Source organism: Bacillus sp. FSL K6-0993, from assembly GCF_037977205.1.
GTDB classification, from domain to species: domain Bacteria; phylum Bacillota; class Bacilli; order Bacillales; family Bacillaceae; genus Bacillus; species Bacillus subtilis.
Map to the genome: position 1 here is coordinate 2469262 of NZ_CP150275.1, position 16858 is coordinate 2486119.

At 41.7% G+C, this 16858-nt stretch carries 20 protein-coding genes; 7 read left to right on the forward strand and 13 right to left on the reverse strand.

The annotated features are described in order from the left end of the window. Window positions 1-79 precede the first annotated feature (79 nt). Window positions 80-433, forward strand: coding sequence for a hypothetical protein (locus MHH79_RS12840; protein ID WP_014477348.1), 354 nt, complete (start codon window positions 80-82; stop codon window positions 431-433). Next, window positions 430-894 carry an endolytic transglycosylase MltG gene (locus tag MHH79_RS12845; protein ID WP_014480272.1) on the forward strand — a complete coding sequence of 155 codons (465 nt, stop codon included), beginning with the start codon at window positions 430-432 and terminating at the stop codon, window positions 892-894. The genes MHH79_RS12840 and MHH79_RS12845 overlap by 4 nt, the downstream gene beginning before the upstream one ends. A 29-nt stretch (window positions 895-923) precedes the next feature. On the opposite strand, the gene pstB (MHH79_RS12850) is transcribed toward MHH79_RS12845, so the two are convergent. The 9 genes from pstB (MHH79_RS12850) to MHH79_RS12890 form a co-directional block, all read right to left on the reverse strand. Then, entirely contained in the window at window positions 924-1706 is a 783-nt protein-coding gene (gene pstB, locus MHH79_RS12850) for a phosphate ABC transporter ATP-binding protein PstB (RefSeq protein WP_014480273.1), read from the reverse strand. A 10-nt stretch (window positions 1707-1716) separates the two neighbouring features. Then, the gene (gene pstB, locus MHH79_RS12855; protein ID WP_340034574.1) at window positions 1717-2526 is read right to left on the reverse strand and encodes a phosphate ABC transporter ATP-binding protein PstB; all 810 of its coding nucleotides are present in this window, start codon (window positions 2524-2526) and stop codon (window positions 1717-1719) included. A gap of 20 nt (window positions 2527-2546) precedes the next feature. Beyond that, window positions 2547-3431: a phosphate ABC transporter permease PstA gene (gene pstA, locus MHH79_RS12860; RefSeq protein WP_003230103.1), complete on the reverse strand. Its 885-nt coding sequence runs from the start codon at window positions 3429-3431 to the stop codon at window positions 2547-2549. Beyond that, the gene (gene pstC, locus MHH79_RS12865) at window positions 3431-4360 is read right to left on the reverse strand and encodes a phosphate ABC transporter permease subunit PstC (protein WP_014477352.1); all 930 of its coding nucleotides are present in this window, start codon (window positions 4358-4360) and stop codon (window positions 3431-3433) included. Before pstC ends, pstA begins: the two co-directional genes overlap by 1 nt. Before the next feature lie 68 nt (window positions 4361-4428). Further along, the gene (locus tag MHH79_RS12870) at window positions 4429-5331 is read right to left on the reverse strand and encodes a phosphate ABC transporter substrate-binding protein (protein ID WP_015384104.1); all 903 of its coding nucleotides are present in this window, start codon (window positions 5329-5331) and stop codon (window positions 4429-4431) included. A 154-nt stretch (window positions 5332-5485) separates the two neighbouring features. Then, window positions 5486-7636, reverse strand: coding sequence for a penicillin-binding protein 2A (gene pbpA / locus MHH79_RS12875; RefSeq protein WP_063335438.1), 2151 nt, complete (start codon window positions 7634-7636; stop codon window positions 5486-5488). A gap of 113 nt (window positions 7637-7749) precedes the next feature. Beyond that, window positions 7750-9042 carry an MFS transporter gene (locus MHH79_RS12880; protein ID WP_003230095.1) on the reverse strand — a complete coding sequence of 431 codons (1293 nt, stop codon included), beginning with the start codon at window positions 9040-9042 and terminating at the stop codon, window positions 7750-7752. A gap of 106 nt (window positions 9043-9148) precedes the next feature. Continuing rightward, entirely contained in the window at window positions 9149-9757 is a 609-nt protein-coding gene (gene sodA / locus MHH79_RS12885; protein ID WP_004398583.1) for a superoxide dismutase SodA, read from the reverse strand. A gap of 178 nt (window positions 9758-9935) precedes the next feature. Then, window positions 9936-10418, reverse strand: a complete 483-nt coding sequence (locus MHH79_RS12890; protein ID WP_015483441.1) for a DUF456 domain-containing protein — start codon at window positions 10416-10418, stop codon at window positions 9936-9938. 109 nt (window positions 10419-10527) lie between these two features. On the opposite strand from MHH79_RS12890, the gene MHH79_RS12895 reads away from it, so the two are divergent. The 3 genes from MHH79_RS12895 (at window position 10528) to ispG (ending at window position 12939) form a co-directional block, all read left to right on the forward strand. Continuing rightward, complete coding sequence (locus MHH79_RS12895) at window positions 10528-11289, forward strand: DUF1189 domain-containing protein (protein WP_015384107.1); 762 nt, start codon at window positions 10528-10530, stop codon at window positions 11287-11289. Between the two features lie 94 nt (window positions 11290-11383). After that, window positions 11384-11683: a LysM domain-containing protein gene (locus MHH79_RS12900; RefSeq protein WP_063335439.1), complete on the forward strand. Its 300-nt coding sequence runs from the start codon at window positions 11384-11386 to the stop codon at window positions 11681-11683. Window positions 11684-11805: 122 nt separating this feature from the next. Beyond that, window positions 11806-12939, forward strand: coding sequence for a flavodoxin-dependent (E)-4-hydroxy-3-methylbut-2-enyl-diphosphate synthase (ispG, locus tag MHH79_RS12905; protein ID WP_080467332.1), 1134 nt, complete (start codon window positions 11806-11808; stop codon window positions 12937-12939). 25 nt (window positions 12940-12964) lie between these two features. Here ispG and MHH79_RS12910 read toward each other — a convergent pair whose 3' ends face one another. Further along, a complete protein-coding gene (locus MHH79_RS12910; protein ID WP_010886568.1) occupies window positions 12965-13354 on the reverse strand; it encodes a DUF308 domain-containing protein in 390 nt (129 codons plus the stop codon). A 132-nt stretch (window positions 13355-13486) separates the two neighbouring features. Between MHH79_RS12910 and MHH79_RS12915 the strand changes: the two genes are divergently transcribed. Beyond that, entirely contained in the window at window positions 13487-14068 is a 582-nt protein-coding gene (locus MHH79_RS12915) for a nucleotidase (protein ID WP_003246215.1), read from the forward strand. Window positions 14069-14110: 42 nt separating this feature from the next. On the opposite strand, the gene zur is transcribed toward MHH79_RS12915, so the two are convergent. Then, the gene (gene zur, locus MHH79_RS12920) at window positions 14111-14548 is read right to left on the reverse strand and encodes a zinc uptake transcriptional repressor Zur (RefSeq protein WP_004398578.1); all 438 of its coding nucleotides are present in this window, start codon (window positions 14546-14548) and stop codon (window positions 14111-14113) included. A gap of 137 nt (window positions 14549-14685) precedes the next feature. Further along, a complete protein-coding gene (locus MHH79_RS12925) occupies window positions 14686-15567 on the reverse strand; it encodes a YitT family protein (protein WP_063335441.1) in 882 nt (293 codons plus the stop codon). Between the two features lie 115 nt (window positions 15568-15682). Here MHH79_RS12925 and MHH79_RS12930 point away from each other — a divergent pair, with 115 nt between their 5' ends. After that, window positions 15683-15937 (forward strand): DUF2624 domain-containing protein, encoded by a 255-nt coding sequence (locus tag MHH79_RS12930; RefSeq protein WP_063335442.1) that lies wholly within the window; start codon window positions 15683-15685, stop codon window positions 15935-15937. Window positions 15938-15963: 26 nt separating this feature from the next. Here MHH79_RS12930 and MHH79_RS12935 read toward each other — a convergent pair whose 3' ends face one another. Next, window positions 15964-16857: a deoxyribonuclease IV gene (locus MHH79_RS12935; RefSeq protein WP_015483442.1), complete on the reverse strand. Its 894-nt coding sequence runs from the start codon at window positions 16855-16857 to the stop codon at window positions 15964-15966. Window position 16858 lies beyond the last annotated feature (1 nt).

Here is a 16858-nt window from a genome sequence, read left to right on the forward strand (position 1 = left end):
TTTTCGCGAATTCCTTTAGAAACTATTGGTTTTATGGTATAAAAAAGAAGGATAAAAAAAGAATAGAAGGTGATGAAACGTGGAAATTGCTATTATTGCGTTGTTTATCGTCAGTATAGCGCTAATTGCATTCTCATATTCTCAAAGAGACCCGATGAAAGATGTAGAACAGGAGCTCGAAACACTGCAGCTTTCTGCGATGCAGGAAATTTACAAGCTCAAAAAGAAAATGACAGTGCTTGAGGAAGAATTACTGGAAACTAACCTTGTCATTCGCAAATCAAAGCAGAGCGACATCAATCAAAAAATCGCTAAACAAATACTTTCTAAATATAATAACGGTATGTCAGCTGAAGCGATTGCTAAAGCTGAGCATGTATCAGTGGAAGACGTGAATACGATTATCAAAGATAATGAGAAGGTGCTCGTATGACAAAACGGGGCATTCAGGCATTTGCTGGCGGCATCATTTTAGCGACAGCCGTTCTTGCAGCTGTTTTTTATCTGACTGACGAAGACCAGGCCGCTGCTGTAAAAGATAATAAAACAGTAACTGAACAAGACGTGAACAATTACCTTGATTCTAAAAAAATGGTTTCTGTGAACCGTGATGAATATCAAAAACTTCTTGATTCAAAAGAGAAATCGTTGACCGATGACAGCAGCTCAGACACGAAAACAGACAAAGTCAAAACGTACAAGCTCAAAATTAAAGATGGCATGAGCACTGCGGATGTATCTGCTATTCTTGAAAAAGAGGGCATTATCTCTTCGGCTCAAGACTTTAATGACTATGTCATTGATGCCGGCTATCACAAAGAAATTCGTGCCGGCGAGTTTAAAGTAAAATCAGACATGAGTTTCAAAAAGATCGTAAAAACGTTAACACGATAAAAAAACAGGCTGACTCAGCCTGTTTTTTTTCATCCAAACTTTCCTGAAATGTAATCGAGCGTTCTTTGGTCCTTCGGGTTAGAGAACATTTTATTCGTATTGTCGCATTCAACAAGCTCGCCCATGTAGAAAAAGGCGGTTTGATCAGAAACCCTTGCTGCCTGCTGCATGTTATGCGTGACAATGACAATTGTATATTTATTTTTCAGCTCTAGAATGAGTTCTTCAATTTTTCTCGTTGAGATTGGATCTAGTGCAGATGTCGGTTCATCCATCAGCAAAATATCAGGATTGGTCGCAAGTGCTCTAGCGATGCAAAGACGCTGCTGCTGGCCCCCTGACAGCGATAGAGCGGACGTATGCAATCGATCCTTCACCTCATCCCATAACGCCACGTCTTTTAATGACTTTTCCACAATTTCCTGAAGCTTCTTCTTATTTTTGGTGCCGTGGACTCTCGGTCCGTAAGCCACATTATCGAAAATAGATTGCGGAAACGGGTTCCCTTTTTGGAAGACCATGCCGATATTTTTTCGCAAATCCACGATGTCCACTTTATCCTTTAAAATGTTGCTGCCATTATAGTTCAGCTCACCTGCAAGCTTTACATTCGGCGTCATTTGAATCATTAAATTCAATGTCTTGATAAAGGTCGATTTCCCGCATCCGGATGGCCCGATAATCGCCGTAACCTCATTTTCATAAATGCTCAAATTGATATTTTTTAAAGCATGATGCTGTCCATACCATAAGTTCATTCCATTGACTTGATAGACTTCCTGTTTCATTACAGCTTCGGTAGCAATACTCATTGCCGCCCTCCTATCCGAATTTCCCGTTAATATAATCCTCTGTCTTTTGCTTTTTCGGACTCGTGAAAATCTGTTCGGTCTGTCCGTATTCTACAAGCTCGCCGTTTAAAAAGAATGCCGTCCGGTCAGAAACCCGCAGAGCCTGCTGCATATTGTGCGTGACAATAATAATTGAGTATTCTCTTTTCAATCCTGTAATTAATTCCTCTATTTTTGCATTTGAAATCGGATCAAGCGCTGAAGCTGGTTCATCAAGCAGAAGAACAGCCGGCTTCATCGCAAGCGTTCTCGCGATGCATAAACGCTGCTGCTGGCCGCCGGATAACGAGAGTGCGGATGAATGTAAACGATCCTTCACCTCATCCCAGAGGGCTGCTTTTGTTAAACTTTCTTCCACAATTTCATCTAAAACGACTTTATTCCGCTCTCCGGCATATTTCAATGCATGTGTGATATTCGCATAGATCGATTTCGGAAATGGATTTGGTTTTTGGAAAACCATTCCGATTTCTCTTCTCAAGCTGACAACGTTAATATTGCCGCCCAATATATTTAATCCCTCATAAAGGATTTCACCTTCCGCTCTTGCAGATGGAATTAAATCGTTCATTCGGTTAATATTTCTCAAAAAAGTGGATTTTCCGCATCCCGACGGCCCAATAAAAGCAGTCACCGCATTTTTTTCAATATCCATGTTTACATGATGAACCGCTTGTTTATTTCCGTAAAAAATAGACAGATCTTTGACTTCAAGCACGTGGTTCTGCTTCGGAACAATAACAGCTCGCTCAGGTTTTTCTTTTACCATTTGTTCAGACATGTTTTTCGCCTCTTTCCGTTCTAATTAGCCGTAAGCTTTTTGTAGATCATCGTGCCAAGCCATCTCGCTGCGAGATTAAACACAAGAACAGAAATCACCAGCACGGCAGAACCACCGTTGGCAATCGCTTCAGCATCCGGAATCATTCCTTGTGTATTGACGTTCCAAATGTGGACCGCAAGTGTTTCAGCGGGCCTGAAAATATTAAGCGGTGATGTTTCCGAAAACGGGTTCCATTCCGTAAAATTAAGACGCGGTGTTGTCAGGCCTGCCGTAAATAATAATGCGGCCGCTTCCCCGAACACCCTTCCTGACGCTAAAATTGCTCCTGTGATAATAGAAGGAATCGCACTTGGAATTAAAACTGTTTTTACGGTATGCCAGCGTGATACACCTAAAGCGAGAGAGGCTTCCTTCAGATCTTTAGGGACTGAACGGATCGCGTCTTCTGTCACACGCACCATGACAGGAAGGTTAAAAACAGTTAACGCAAGCGCCCCGCCTATGATCGTATATCCCCAGCCTGTTAAGTTGACAAACATCAATAATCCAAACATCCCAATGACAATAGACGGAAGAGATGAAAGCACCTCTATACATGTTCTGATGAAGTCAGTCACTTTGTTATTAGGCGCGTACTCAGCCATGAAGACTCCGCCGCCCACACCGAGCGGGATTGTAATCAGCATTGTAATAAACAAAATATAAAAGGAGTTAAACAGCTGATCTCGTATGCCTCCTCCAGCTGCAATGGCGCTCGATTTTGTTGTAATAAATTGAAAACTGAGCTGAGAAACACCGTTTATAATAATATAGGAAAACAAACCTACTAAAATGGCAGCGATAATGGCTGCACACAAACCAAACATTCCGGTCGCCAGTTTATCTGTTATTTTGCGGTTCATTACACTTTCCTCCTAGATGACAAGTAGCGAATAAGCAGGATGAACAAGAATGACATCACCAGAAGCACAAGCCCCATTGACCAAAGCGTATTGTTTTCAACGCTTCCGTATGTGGTGTGGCCCATATTCAGCGTGATGATCGTTGTCAGCGTTCCCGCAGTGTCAAACAGGCTTTCCGGCAATACTCTTGTATTTCCAATGACCATCTGAACAGCCAAAGCTTCGCCGAACGCCCGAGCCATGCCTAACACAACAGCTGTCATCAATGTTGGAAAAGCTGCAGGCACAAGTACTTTTCTGATCGTCTGCCATCTTGTCGCACCAAGCGCGTAAGAACCCTCTCGTAAACTCTTCGGAAGAGAAGCCATTGCATCAGCAGAAATCGATGTGATCGTCGGCAGAATCATGACGGAAAGGACAATCGTTCCCGCCAATAAACTGTGCCCTGTTCCGCTCGATTTGAACTGGGCGATAAACGGCACCAATACTGTAAGACCTATGAATCCATAAACAACAGATGGAATACCGACTAAAAGCTCAATTACCGGCTGCAGCACTTTCTTTCCCCAATTCGGGGCAATCTCTGTCATAAAAATCGCACCTGCAATGCCAAGCGGCGCAGCGATTAGAGCAGAAAGAATCGTTACTGCAAATGAGCCAAAAATAAATGGCAGCACTCCGTATTTCGGATCACTATCTGTAGGATTCCAATTTAAGCTCGTTAAGAATTCAATTGGGCTTACACCATTTACAAGAAAAGATTGCAGCCCCTTCACGCCGAGGAAAATGGTGATTGCAACAGATGCCGCAATCATAATCAGCGCACATGCTGTCACAATCATTCTTCCCCGAACTTCATCCAATTGCCGATTTTGCCTTGAGCTGATTAGACGCTCGCTCACAGACATATTTTCTCTATTGTTTATCATTGTTTTACACTCCTATGAATGTGTTAAGAGGAGAAACGGTTGTCCCCGCACTCCTCTTTTTATTAAGATCAGCTTTGCTTCCCGTTGGCATCGCGTGTCACTTTCATATCAGTAACCGGAATGTAGCCTTGGTCAGTAACAATGCTTTTTTGAATGTCTTCACTCTTTAGATAATCAAGAAATTCTTTAGCTAAACCTGTCGCTTCACCTTTTGTATAAGAATGCTGATAAGCCCAGATCGGATACTCGCCAGTTGCTACATTTTTCGCTTCAGGTTTAACACCGTCAATAGATAGAGCAGTTACTTTGTCATCTGTTAAATATGAGAATGCAAGATATCCAATCGCTCCCGGAGTATCAGCAATGATCTTTTTCACCGTGTTGGAGGAATCTTCAGTAATGCCTTCTGCAGGCTCCGCTCCGTCAAGCGCATATTTCACAAATGTAGCACGTGTGCCAGAAGAATCAGGACGGTTTACAAGTGTAATCTTTTGGTCTTTGCCGCCGAGCTCTTTCCAGTTTTTAATTTTGCCAGTGAAGATTTTTTTCAATTCTTCTTTTGAAATATCCTTCACACCAGCATCAGGGTTTACAGCTGCTGCCATACCAACTACAGCGACTTGATGATCGACAAGCGCTTTTGCATCGATGCCTTCTTTTTCTTCAGCAAAAACGTCTGAATTCCCGATCTGAACAGCACCTTCAGAGACTTGAGAAAGCCCTGTTCCAGAACCGCCAGCTTGTACCTGTATATCAGCATCAGGGTTTTCTTCCATAAATTTTTCCGCGGCTGCAAGTACTAGTGGCTGCATAGCCGATGAACCAGAAATGGTTAAAGAACCTGATGCCTTTTCTTCTCCTTTTGCAGAATCGCTATTCGATTTTTTACTTTCTCCTGCATTTCCGCATGCAGCTGCAATCATCATAAAAGCAGCCATCAGAAGCATAAGCATCAATTTGTTTTTTTTCATTTCCTGAATTCCCCCTGCGTATAATGTGTAATTTGTCCTACACGTATAGAGTAAAGGTTCTATGTAAAAAGGGTTTGAACCGAATGTTAAGGTTTTGTAAATCAGTGCGTTTTTTTGTATAAAAAAAACGCCCACATCATGTGAGCGTTTCTTTTTAGTTATCAGAAGACGTTGTGTTTTCTGCACTTTCTTCGATTTTGTCTTTATTCTTTTGCTGAGTATCTTCTTTGTCCTGCTTCGATTTCAGCTCAAAATATTTATCCATTACTTCCCTGCCGATTTCGTTTGTAATGGTATATTTAGCGCTGTAATCAATATAAGCCCAAGGGACTACTACAGAGATCGCAATCTCAGGATTATCAGCCGGTGCATAGGCAACAAGTGTCGTATTATAAGTCGCTGTTCCTGTTTTTGATTTATCAGGTCCATCATAGAACGATTGTGCTGTTCCTGTTTTACCGGCAGGCTGATATGACGCTGAAGCAAATTGGCTGGCAGCTGTCCCTTTTGTCATCACCCGTCTGAATCCGGCCTGAACCTCTTTAATATATTCACTCTTCATGTCGATTTTATTCAACACTTCCGGCTGAACGGATTGTACGACAGCACCGATCCCTCTTTTAGCATCAGGTTCTCTGACTTCCTTTACAAGCTGAGGCTTTAAGCGATATCCGCCGTTTGCAATCGTTGATACGTATTGCGCAAGTTCCAGCGGTGTATACGTGTCGTATTGGCCGATCGCATAGTCAAGCAAGAATCCCGTCAATCTGTCTGTTCCTTTATAGCCTGTCATTTCATTCGGAAGATCAATTCCAGTTTTGACACCTAATCCAAATTGGCTGAAGTAATTACGGAACGTATCAAAGGCCGTCGTATCAATCGGTAAAGCTTGGTGCGGTTTATATTCACCTTTTCCGAGCGCGATCGCTGTTTTGAACATAAATACGTTGGAAGACTGCTCTAAGGCTCTTTGAATGTTAACAGGTCCTAAAGTAGTCCAAGATTTTTTACCATTTTTATCCTGACCGATATACAATGGTTCATCCTGAAAAACTGTATTCAGATTGATGGCTCCGGTTTGAAGGCCCGTCAAGACTGTTGCACCTTTGACCGCTGATCCCATGGCATAAGATGACGTCATTGTACCTAAAGCGTAATCATCAATTTTATATTTCCCATTTTCTTGTTTAATCTGCTTGCCCGCCATTGAAAGCACTTCACCGTTTCTTGGGTCCATCATGACAACGAATGCACGGTCTAACAATTGCGTGCTTGGTCTTGCTTTAGCAGATTTGAGGTTCTTCTCAATGATTTTTTCCACTTCTTTTTGCAAATCAATGTCAATCGTAAGCACGAGATCTTTACCGGCTTTGCCTTCAGATACCGTTTTTGTTCCCGTGACATTGCCGTTTGAATCTGTGATATTTTCGACTTTGGCTTTTTGGCCCTGCAGAAGGCTTTCATATTGGTATTCCAAATAGCTTTTTCCGACCCTGTCATTACGGCTGTAGCCAAGCGACAGATAATGGTCGAGCAAGTTGGACGGCAACCCTTCATTAGAGCTGGAAACACTTCCGAGCACTGAGCGAAGAAGGTTTTTATACGGATATTCACGTTCCCAATCGGACGTGACATCAACACCTGGCAGTTCGTCTAAATGTTCACTTACCACTGCCATTTCCTTCGCTGATACATCTTCGTTTTTGATATATTGAGGGGTCAATGCATAGCCCGAATCCATCTGTCTTTTGATAGCGAGGATCTGCATATCTTTATCCGTTAATTCATTCAGCTGCTTATCAGTAATCCGTTTTAGCTGAAGCTGGTATAAATCGTCATCGGATATTTTTTTGTCTTCAACCTGCTGTCTTTCTTTAGAGCTAATGAGCTTTTTCGCTTCTTTCGGTCTAGTCAAAATCCAATAATCTTTTTTATCCCGTTCTGTTACTTTTTTTGTATCGACTTTGATCATGTCAGACAGCTTTTTTGCGATCTTTAAGCGCTGTTCTTGCGTGGTCGATTTAGATCTCGTGTATGTGATTGCATTTAAAGCCTTATTTGTCACAATGGCATTAAAGTTTCGATCATAAATTTTCCCGCGTGGTACCGCTGAGCTGACTTCACTTTGTTCCTGCTTATTCGCTTGGTTTTTGTAATCATCGCCTTGCACGATCTGCTTGATGCCCAGTTCCACAATAATCCAGGTAAATATAACAAAGGCAGCTAAAAATAAAATATTCAGCCGGATCGGAAGCGACTTCTTTTTCTCTTTATGATTTTGCTTTTTTGGTTTATTTCTCCTCATAACATCACCTTTTCTATTTACAGAAAGAAAAGACACTCAAGTAAGAGTGCCAGTTTTCATTTTAAAGGTTTTTTCGACTTTTTTCTACAGATAACCCCTTTTTGGCAAAAAAATTATCTCTCGCCTTTTAACAGGGTCGGTTCTGTTACCCGTTTTTGGCCGTCTTCTTCCATGGTTTCATTTTCCCCTTCTTTCTCCTTAAAACGGATATCCTTGACAAAGTAATAAATCAAAGGATGTCCTATACCCAATATCGCAAGTGACAAAGGAATTCCCACATCCTCTTTCAGAAGGGCCACGATCAGGAGAAAGCACAAAATGGAAACAATTCTGCCGGCGTTCAAGAACATTTCTCTAAGCACGATATATTCAATTCTTGCTTTTCTTGCATGCCTCGCCCGCCCTATCACATCATATGTAAGTGATACATATGGCACAAGCAACAGAGGATAGCCGATGGCAATAAAAACGCCGTACGTTAATAATGTCGAAAAGCTCATATGAAACAAAATCAAAAACAGCGCGCCATACAAAATAAGTCCGCCCAGCAAAATCGATTTTTTTCTCGCCTTTTTCTTAATCAGCCTGGATGCAAAGTAGTAGGCAAAGAAGGAAACAGCTGAATTGACAAGACCGAATGTACCGAGAGCAAGTTCGCTGTTTGTCTCAATAAATACAAACACACTGATTAAAAAGACAAAAATCCCTTCTCTCAAACCCTGAAAAAAATGCGCATTCGTGATTCTCCGCCAATTCATATTGCTATGGCGCTCTCCAAATACTTTGCTCAGCATAAAACGGCCCTTTGATTCTCTCCGTTTTAAGAAAAAGCTCATCACGACAGCCAGGGCAAATAAACTGAGGGAGAGACTGAAAATCACTGTATAACCCGTATTATTTTCAAGCCTTGAGATCACGAATCCGGCTACAATCGGGCCGATCATTCCTGCAGAGGAAGACAGAATGCCCATAAACCCGTTGAAAAAGTCTCGCGTATCCGGCTCTGTTATTTCAAAGGTCAGCACGTTAAACGCTAGCCAATAAAAGCCATAGCCCACTCCGAGCACCGCGCCTATTAGCACGAGGCGGCTGGCCGCCGTTTCTCCGGCTAAAAGCACACTTAAATAAAAGGCAGCTAAAAAAATGACGCCGAACCTTAAAATAAATACCCTGTCTATTTTTTTGGCTAACCGTCCAGCCAAATAAAAGGTTATCGGCTGCATTGTCACAATGGATAAATTATATATCGCCAAATCAATAAATTTCCCTGACTGCTTCCAAAGATACACATTAACAAATGTATTGGACAGTGCAATTCCCAGCGAGTAAAGCCCGCCAATGGTCAGCAGAAAGAGTAACCCTTTGTTTACGTCTACATCGCCTATCACTTTTTTTAGTTTGCTCATTACTGACTCCCCTTTACTATCCCTTAGTCTGTCTCACTCAAACCGAGATATGTAAAAAGAAGACATAAAAAAACAAGGTCCCATAATGAGGACCTTGTTTGTGCCATTATTTTGCTTCGCTGTATAGACGAGCCACTTCGTCCCAGTTTACAACATTCCAGAAAGCTGAAATGTAATCAGGACGGCGGTTTTGATAGTTAAGGTAGTAAGCATGCTCCCAAACGTCAAGACCTAAGATAGGCGTTTTGCCTTCTGAAAGCGGAGAATCTTGGTTTGGCGTGCTTGTGATTTCAAGTTTACCGTTGTTCACAACAAGCCATGCCCAGCCAGAACCGAAGCGTCCAGCTGCAGCTGCTGCGAATTGCTCTTTGAATTTGTCAAAGCTTCCAAATACACTGTTGATCTCTTCAGCAAGCGCGCCAGTCGGTTCGCCTCCGCCGTTTGGAGATAAAAGTGTCCAGAATAATTTGTGGTTCGCGTGTCCGCCGCCGTTGTTGCGGACTGCAGTGCGGATGTTTTCAGGAACAGAATCAAGATCTGCAACAAGCTCTTCAACTGATTTGTTGGCAAGAGCAGTGTTTCCTTCAACCGCTTTGTTTAAATTTGTCACGTATGTGTTGTGGTGTTTCGTATGGTGAATAGTCATAGTTTCCTTGTCGATATGCGGTTCTAAAGCATCGTACGCATAAGGTAATTCTGGAAGTTCGTAAGCCATGATAATTCCTCCTTAGTATATATGTACTGAAATGCCGCTTCACAGCGAGCCTTTCTTCATTCAATGTAACAAAAGAATGCTTTGTAATCAATGAAAAAGCTCACGATTTGGCTCATTTCAGCGGACATACTTCACTTTAACCGATAATCTGCCCCATTAAACCTGCCGCCAGCATTTCTTATAGGACCGTCCATAAAAAGTATCCGATCATCAAAAGCTGTATGATGCCCTTGGCAATAACCCCTGTTAAAAAACCAATGAGTGAGCCGAGGCCAATTTTAAACGCTGACTTTAAGTCCTTCTGATGGACGATAAGTTCTGCGCAAACAGCCCCGATAAACGGACCCAATATGATCCCTGCAACCGGAATGACAAAAGGCCCGACTAATAAACCGATCGTGCTTCCCCATATGGCAGCTTTGCTTCCTCCGAACCTTTTTACTCCAAGCAGATTCGACACGTAATCTGCTGCGAATAATACTGCGGCAAAAACTGCCTCAACAAGCCAGAACATATAAGAATACGGACTGAATGAAAATAAAAATCCGTACAATACAAATCCGGCCACAATAAATACTACGCTCGGAATAACAGGATACACCAGCCCGATAAAGGCAATGATAAAAACCGCTGCAATCAACAGCCAATACAACATATCCATAGCTTCCATCCTCCCATTTTACTCTGTCTTCTTCATGTCTTCCTTGTATTCACACGCATGCAACGATACAATAAGCAACATATATTAGTTTAGCTAGGAAGTGAAGATAGTGAATGTGTTTCAGCTTTTCATTAAAAGTACATACTCTCCCCGTGATATTGCAAAAACAAGATTTCAAGGAATCGGAAAAGCGATTCTTTATGTATTTTTGCTCTCTGTCCTGTTTGCAATCCCTACCGCTTATTATGTAAGTACAGGGACCGTAAAATCAATGAACGGCTTTAAAACTGTTTTAAACAAAGATTTCCCTGATTTCACAATTTCAAACGGCAAACTTCAAACGGATGAGAAAAAAGCCACGGAATCTCAAGCAAATGGTTTCGTTATCGTGTTCGATCCGACAGACTCCTATGGCACTGAACAAATTGAAGCAAAGCAAAACGCAATCGGCATCCTTCAGAACAAATTTGTTTTGGCCATTGACGGACAAGCCCAAGAAATGTCTTACTCAATGATGCCGTCAGAGTTACAGAAAAAAGATGTCATTGCAGGGTTAAACCAAAATAAAGCGATGATTGTCACTGTTCTCTCAGCTCTTATTTTTCTCGTAACAGCAGCGGGAAAATTTATTGAAGTATCGTTTTTAGCGCTTATCGGGTTAATCATTAAGAATTCGCAGAAAAAACATTTATCCTATCATCAGCTCTGGAAGCTTTCTGCTTATTCCATCACCCTTTCAACTGTATTCTTTACAATCATGCGGGCATTAGAAGCAACCGTACCAAGTGAATTTTTGCTGAACTGGTTTGTCAATTTTGTCATCCTGTTTCTCGTTTTAAAAGAGATTCCGTCCAAAAAAGCTGCTGTATAAACCGAGGCTGCATTCGCAGTCTCTTTTCTTTTGTCATGAATCTAAATGGACAAGCATACTATGGTATAAAATTTCGTATGCGGGAGGAAAAGCGATGAAGCGTCTCACCTTAGTATGCAGCATTGTTTTTATACTTTTTATTCTTTTTTATGACCTTAAAATTGGAACCATACCCATTCAGGACCTCCCTGTCTATGAAGCATCAGCAAAAACGGCTGCACAAGAACCGGATTATAAAACGGTGAAGGTAAAGCCGGGTGATACGGTTATGTCGATAGTCGGATCAGCAGGTTCTCCGGATGACATTGTAAAGGATTTTGAAGCACTGAATCCAAATGTGAAAGCCAATGCCATTCAAGCGGGAACAGCGTATAAATTCCCGGTCTACCCTTAATTTAACGTTAATTTCTTGTCAGTTCGGCGAAGACACTGTTACAATGTAATTTGTAAAATAAATTCACATAAACCATACTAGAATTGTTATATCTAGAAGCGGCAACTACAATTAAGGAGCGATTGCAAGTGAGTGAAATCACACATCGTACAAAAACGCGTCCCGTCAAAGTGGGACCTTTAACAATAGGCGGCAACAATGAAGTTGTCATCCAAAGCATGACAACAACAAAAACACATGATGTAGAAGCAACGGTTGCGGAAATTAACCGTTTGGCTGAAGCCGGATGCCAAATCGTTCGGGTAGCATGTCCGGATGAACGGGCAGCAAACGCCATTGCGGATATTAAAAAGCGCATTTCCATTCCTCTCGTTGTTGACATACATTTCGATTATAAACTTGCGTTGAAAGCCATTGAAGGCGGCGCAGATAAAATCCGAATCAACCCCGGCAACATCGGCCGGCGCGAAAAAGTTGAAGCGGTTGTTAAAGCGGCCAAAGACAAAGGCATTCCGATCAGAATCGGAGTAAACGCCGGTTCATTGGAAAAACGGATTTTAGAAAAATACGGTTATCCGACTGCCGATGGAATGGTAGAAAGCGCACTTCATCACATTAAAATTCTTGAGGATCTTGATTTTCACGATATTATTGTCAGCATGAAGGCCTCTGACGTGAACCTTGCAATCGAGGCTTATGAAAAAGCGGCGAAAGCATTTGACTACCCGCTTCACCTCGGGATCACCGAGTCAGGAACACTGTTTGCCGGCACAGTAAAGAGCGCAGCAGGACTCGGCGCCATTTTAAGCAAAGGCATCGGGAACACCATGCGCATTTCACTAAGCGCAGACCCTGTAGAAGAGGTAAAAGTAGCAAGGGAGCTGCTGAAATCTTTCGGCTTAGCCTCCAATGCTGCCACGCTCATCTCATGTCCGACTTGCGGCCGTATTGAGATTGATCTAATCAGCATTGCCAATGAAGTGGAAGAGTATATTTCTAAGATAAAAGCGCCGATTAAAGTTGCTGTTCTCGGCTGCGCTGTAAACGGACCTGGTGAAGCGAGAGAAGCTGATATCGGAATCGCCGGCGCACGCGGTGAAGGACTGCTGTTCCGGAAAGGGAAAATTGTCCGTAAGGTTCCAGAGGAAACAATGGTAGAAGAACTCAAAAAAGAAATTGACATTCTTGCTGAGGAACACTACGCACAACTTGAAGCTGAAAAAGCAAAATTAAAAGAAGAAACACAAAAAGCTTGACGGGAACCCGTCAAGCTTTTTTGTGTTAGAAAAATGGAATAATAAATATTCCAAGCACTAATGAAACGACACCGATACCCATTGCCCAGGCTCCAAGGCCTTGAGCACCTCTTCTTCTTGCGATATAGCCGACAATAATACCGGCAGCTCCCAATAAAACAGGCAGTACAAACAATGAAATGATGGACAAGGCTAAAGCGATATATCCTATTCCCCGTCCTTCATTGACATTGCCGCCGCTGCGATCATTGTCTTGGTCATTGCTGCGGTCAGCAGCACGATAAGGCTCTGCGATTTCAGCAGCTGTTTCCTCAAAAAAACCGTCATTGTCGCGGGTAATATTTGTCCCTTCAGATCCATGATCAACATAGTAACTGTTGTTATCACGCTTTTCGTAATCGTTTGCCACCTTCAATTCCCCCTTCTGTTTTATTAAAGGAGCTTTTATAGTTTGATCCATTTTGCCTGATTCATGTTTGCTAAACTTTTCTGTTAATGTCAATTGTTTATGTTACACTTGAAGGGATGAAACTGAAGGAGTGTGGGCATGTTACGCTTAGGAATAGATATTGACGGCACAATCACGGCTCAGGATACATTCGTCCCTTATTTGAACCGTTCGTTTAATCTTTCCATTTCATTAAACGATATGACGGATTATGATTTAACAAAGCTGTTAAACATTACCCAGGAAGAATTTTGGGATTGGATGAATCAAAATGAAGCGATCATATATAAGGAAGCATTGCTTGCACAGCATGCGAAACAGTCACTTGATCTTCTCAAAGAGGAGCACAAGCTTATTTATATTACAGCGAGACGGACTCATTTAACTGATATTACCTATGAATGGTTTGACAGACAAAACATTCATTATGACCACATCGAACTCGTTGGCGGTCATCACAAAGTTGAAGCGGTCAAGAATCATAACATCGACCTGTTTTTTGAAGATCATCACGGGAACGCCATGATGATTGCGAAAGAAGCCGGGATACCGGTGATTTTGTTCAATTCCCCTTATAATCAGCTTCCGATTGATTCAAACATCATCAGAGTAAACAACTGGCTAGAAGCCGTTCAATGGATGAACAACAATAAGCATCACTTAATACGTGTCAATAACTGAAAAAGGAGCCCAAACCGGGCTCCTTTTTCATATATACGCATTTTACGCAGTAGTGTTTTCTTGGTTTTCCGCTGTACAATCAGGGCATGTGCCATAAATCTCAAATTTATGCCCGCTGACCTGATAGCCATCCAAATCATCACAAAGCTTGTCCATCGGACATGATTCAATTTCCTTTGTTTTGCCGCAGGCAAGACAAATAAAATGATGGTGGTGATGGGTGAATGAACACTTAAATCGGAAGAGCTTTTCACCGGACAGCTCAGTTGTTTCCAAAATCCCAAGTTCTTCATATAAAGAAAGATTTCTGTAGATTGTATCAAAGCTTAAGCCTGGATAATCATCATTCAGTGCAGACAGTACGTTTTTAGCGGTAAGATATCTGTCTGAATCAGCAAAAAGCTGCAGCATATCCTCCCGTTTGTTTGTATATTTATATCCGTTTTCTTTTAGTAGGTTCAGCGCTTCTTGTACGTTCATGAAGGGTCCCCCTTTTCGCTTTGCTTAAGAACGTATCACATGTATGAAAAAGAAAATGGCAGCTGTCTGTCCAGCAAGCCATTGTCTTTACTGCAGATAAAATTATACCCATAAAATGAATAAAAGTAAATGAAAGCCTAGTGGATTGCGTTTTTGAATTTTCCGCCTCTCGTTTCATGAGTATTCATAATTGTTATGAATGCATTTTGATCAACTTCAAACACGATCGATTTGAGCTTTGTCACTTCCAGCCTTGTGACAACCGCGTAAATTACGTCTTTTTCTTCGTCCGTATACCCGCCTTTCCCCTTCAGCTTCGTTGTGCCCCGACCGAGACGGTGCAAAATCGCGTCGGAAATCTCATCATACTGCTCAGACACAATAATGACAGCTTTTGTTTCATCAAGCCCTTGGATCACGGCATCAATCGTTTTCATCGCAATATAATAAGTCATGAATGAGTACATCGCTTGCTCAGGACCGAACACAAAAACTGCCCAAATGAAAATGAACACATTGATGAACATAACGAACTCACCTACTGAAAACGGGAGTTTTTTGGTCAGCAAAATACCGAGAATTTCTGTACCATCCATTGAACCTCCGTTTCGAATAACAAGCCCGACGCCAAAGCCGAGTAAAAGACCTCCGAACACAGTAGCCAAAATAGGCTGGGTTGTAATGGCTTCTACATGGTGAAGTGAGGATTCAATAACGGCAAGCCCGACAATCCCTATAAACGTAGAGATTAGAAAGGTCTTACCGATATATTTATATCCGAAGATCATAAAAGGAATATTTAATATGACAACGAAAAAAGCGAAATTCAGAAAGGGGTTTGACATAAAGAGGTGGTCTAAAATAAGTGATACACCGATAATCCCGCCATCAATAAAATCATTGGGGATTAAAAATAATTCAATACTTACAGCCGCAGATGCAGCCCCTACCAGAATCATAAAGACCCTGAAAATAAAATGGGTAAATGTTTCTTTCTTATGTTGTTTTGTTGGGGTCATAAAATCTCCTTTCCTGCAATAACTATTTTAAATACATTATAAATCTATTTTACCATTAAACACTGACACATTTTACTGATTTGCCCATACATTAAGTCTGGAGGTGGAATGACCGATGATTTTATTTCAAAGAATTATTTTACAGCGGCTTAATCAGGCTACTGCTGACGATTTGCTGAAGTACTCAAAACAATACGGAATCAGCTTAACAAGATCACAGGCCGTTGAAGTAGCGAACCTGTTATACGGGAAAAATGTAAACATCTTTAATGAAAGTGAACGAATGCGGCTGCTGAAGCAAGTAGAGACGATTACATCGAAAGAAACAGCTCAAACAGTTGATGAACTATTCAAACAATTTACAAGCTAAAAAATGGGGGTGTTATCCCCCATTTTTTATTGCTGTAAAATCTTTTCGAGCAATGTATCATCAAATTGTTTTTCTTTCAGCATTTCAATCTCAAAACGATATGGCGGTTTTTTGTTCTTTTTATCTTCACCGACATATGGTGTTTCAAGAATTTTTGGAATGTCTTTTAACTGCTCATGGTGAACAACATATTGCAGTGCGTCAAAACCTATTTCACCAAAGCCAATATTTTCATGGCGGTCTTTTCTCGCACCTTTGACATTTTTGCTGTCATTGATATGAAGCACTTTAATACGGTCAATGCCAATGATTTTATCGAACTCATTCAGCACTCCGTCAAAGTCTTCAACAATGTTATACCCGGCATCATGTGTATGGCATGTATCAAAGCACACTGACAGCTGCTCATTGTGTGTAACGCCTTCGATAATCAGTGCAAGCTCCTCAAAGCTTCTGCCGCATTCTGATCCTTTTCCAGCCATTGTTTCTAATGCAATCTGGACATTTTGATTCGGATCAATCACTTCATTTAAGCCTTCAATAATTTTTTTGATGCCGGCTTCAGCTCCTGCCCCTACGTGAGCGCCAGGATGAAGGACAATTTGCTTCGCTCCGATGGCCGCTGTCCGTTCAATTTCTGAACGAAGAAAATCAACACCCAGCTCAAAAGTGGACGGATTTGTCGTGTTGCCAATATTAATAATATAAGGCGCGTGTACGATAATCTCGTCAATGCCGTTTTCTTGCATATGTGCCCGGCCTGCTTCTATATTTAAGTCTTCAATTTTCTTTCGGCGCGTATTTTGCGGTGCGCCTGTATAGATCATAAACGTATTCGCCCCATAAGAGACTGCTTCCTGGCTTGCAGCCAGAAGCATATGTTTTCCGCTCATAGAGACGTGTGAGCCTATTCTCAACAAC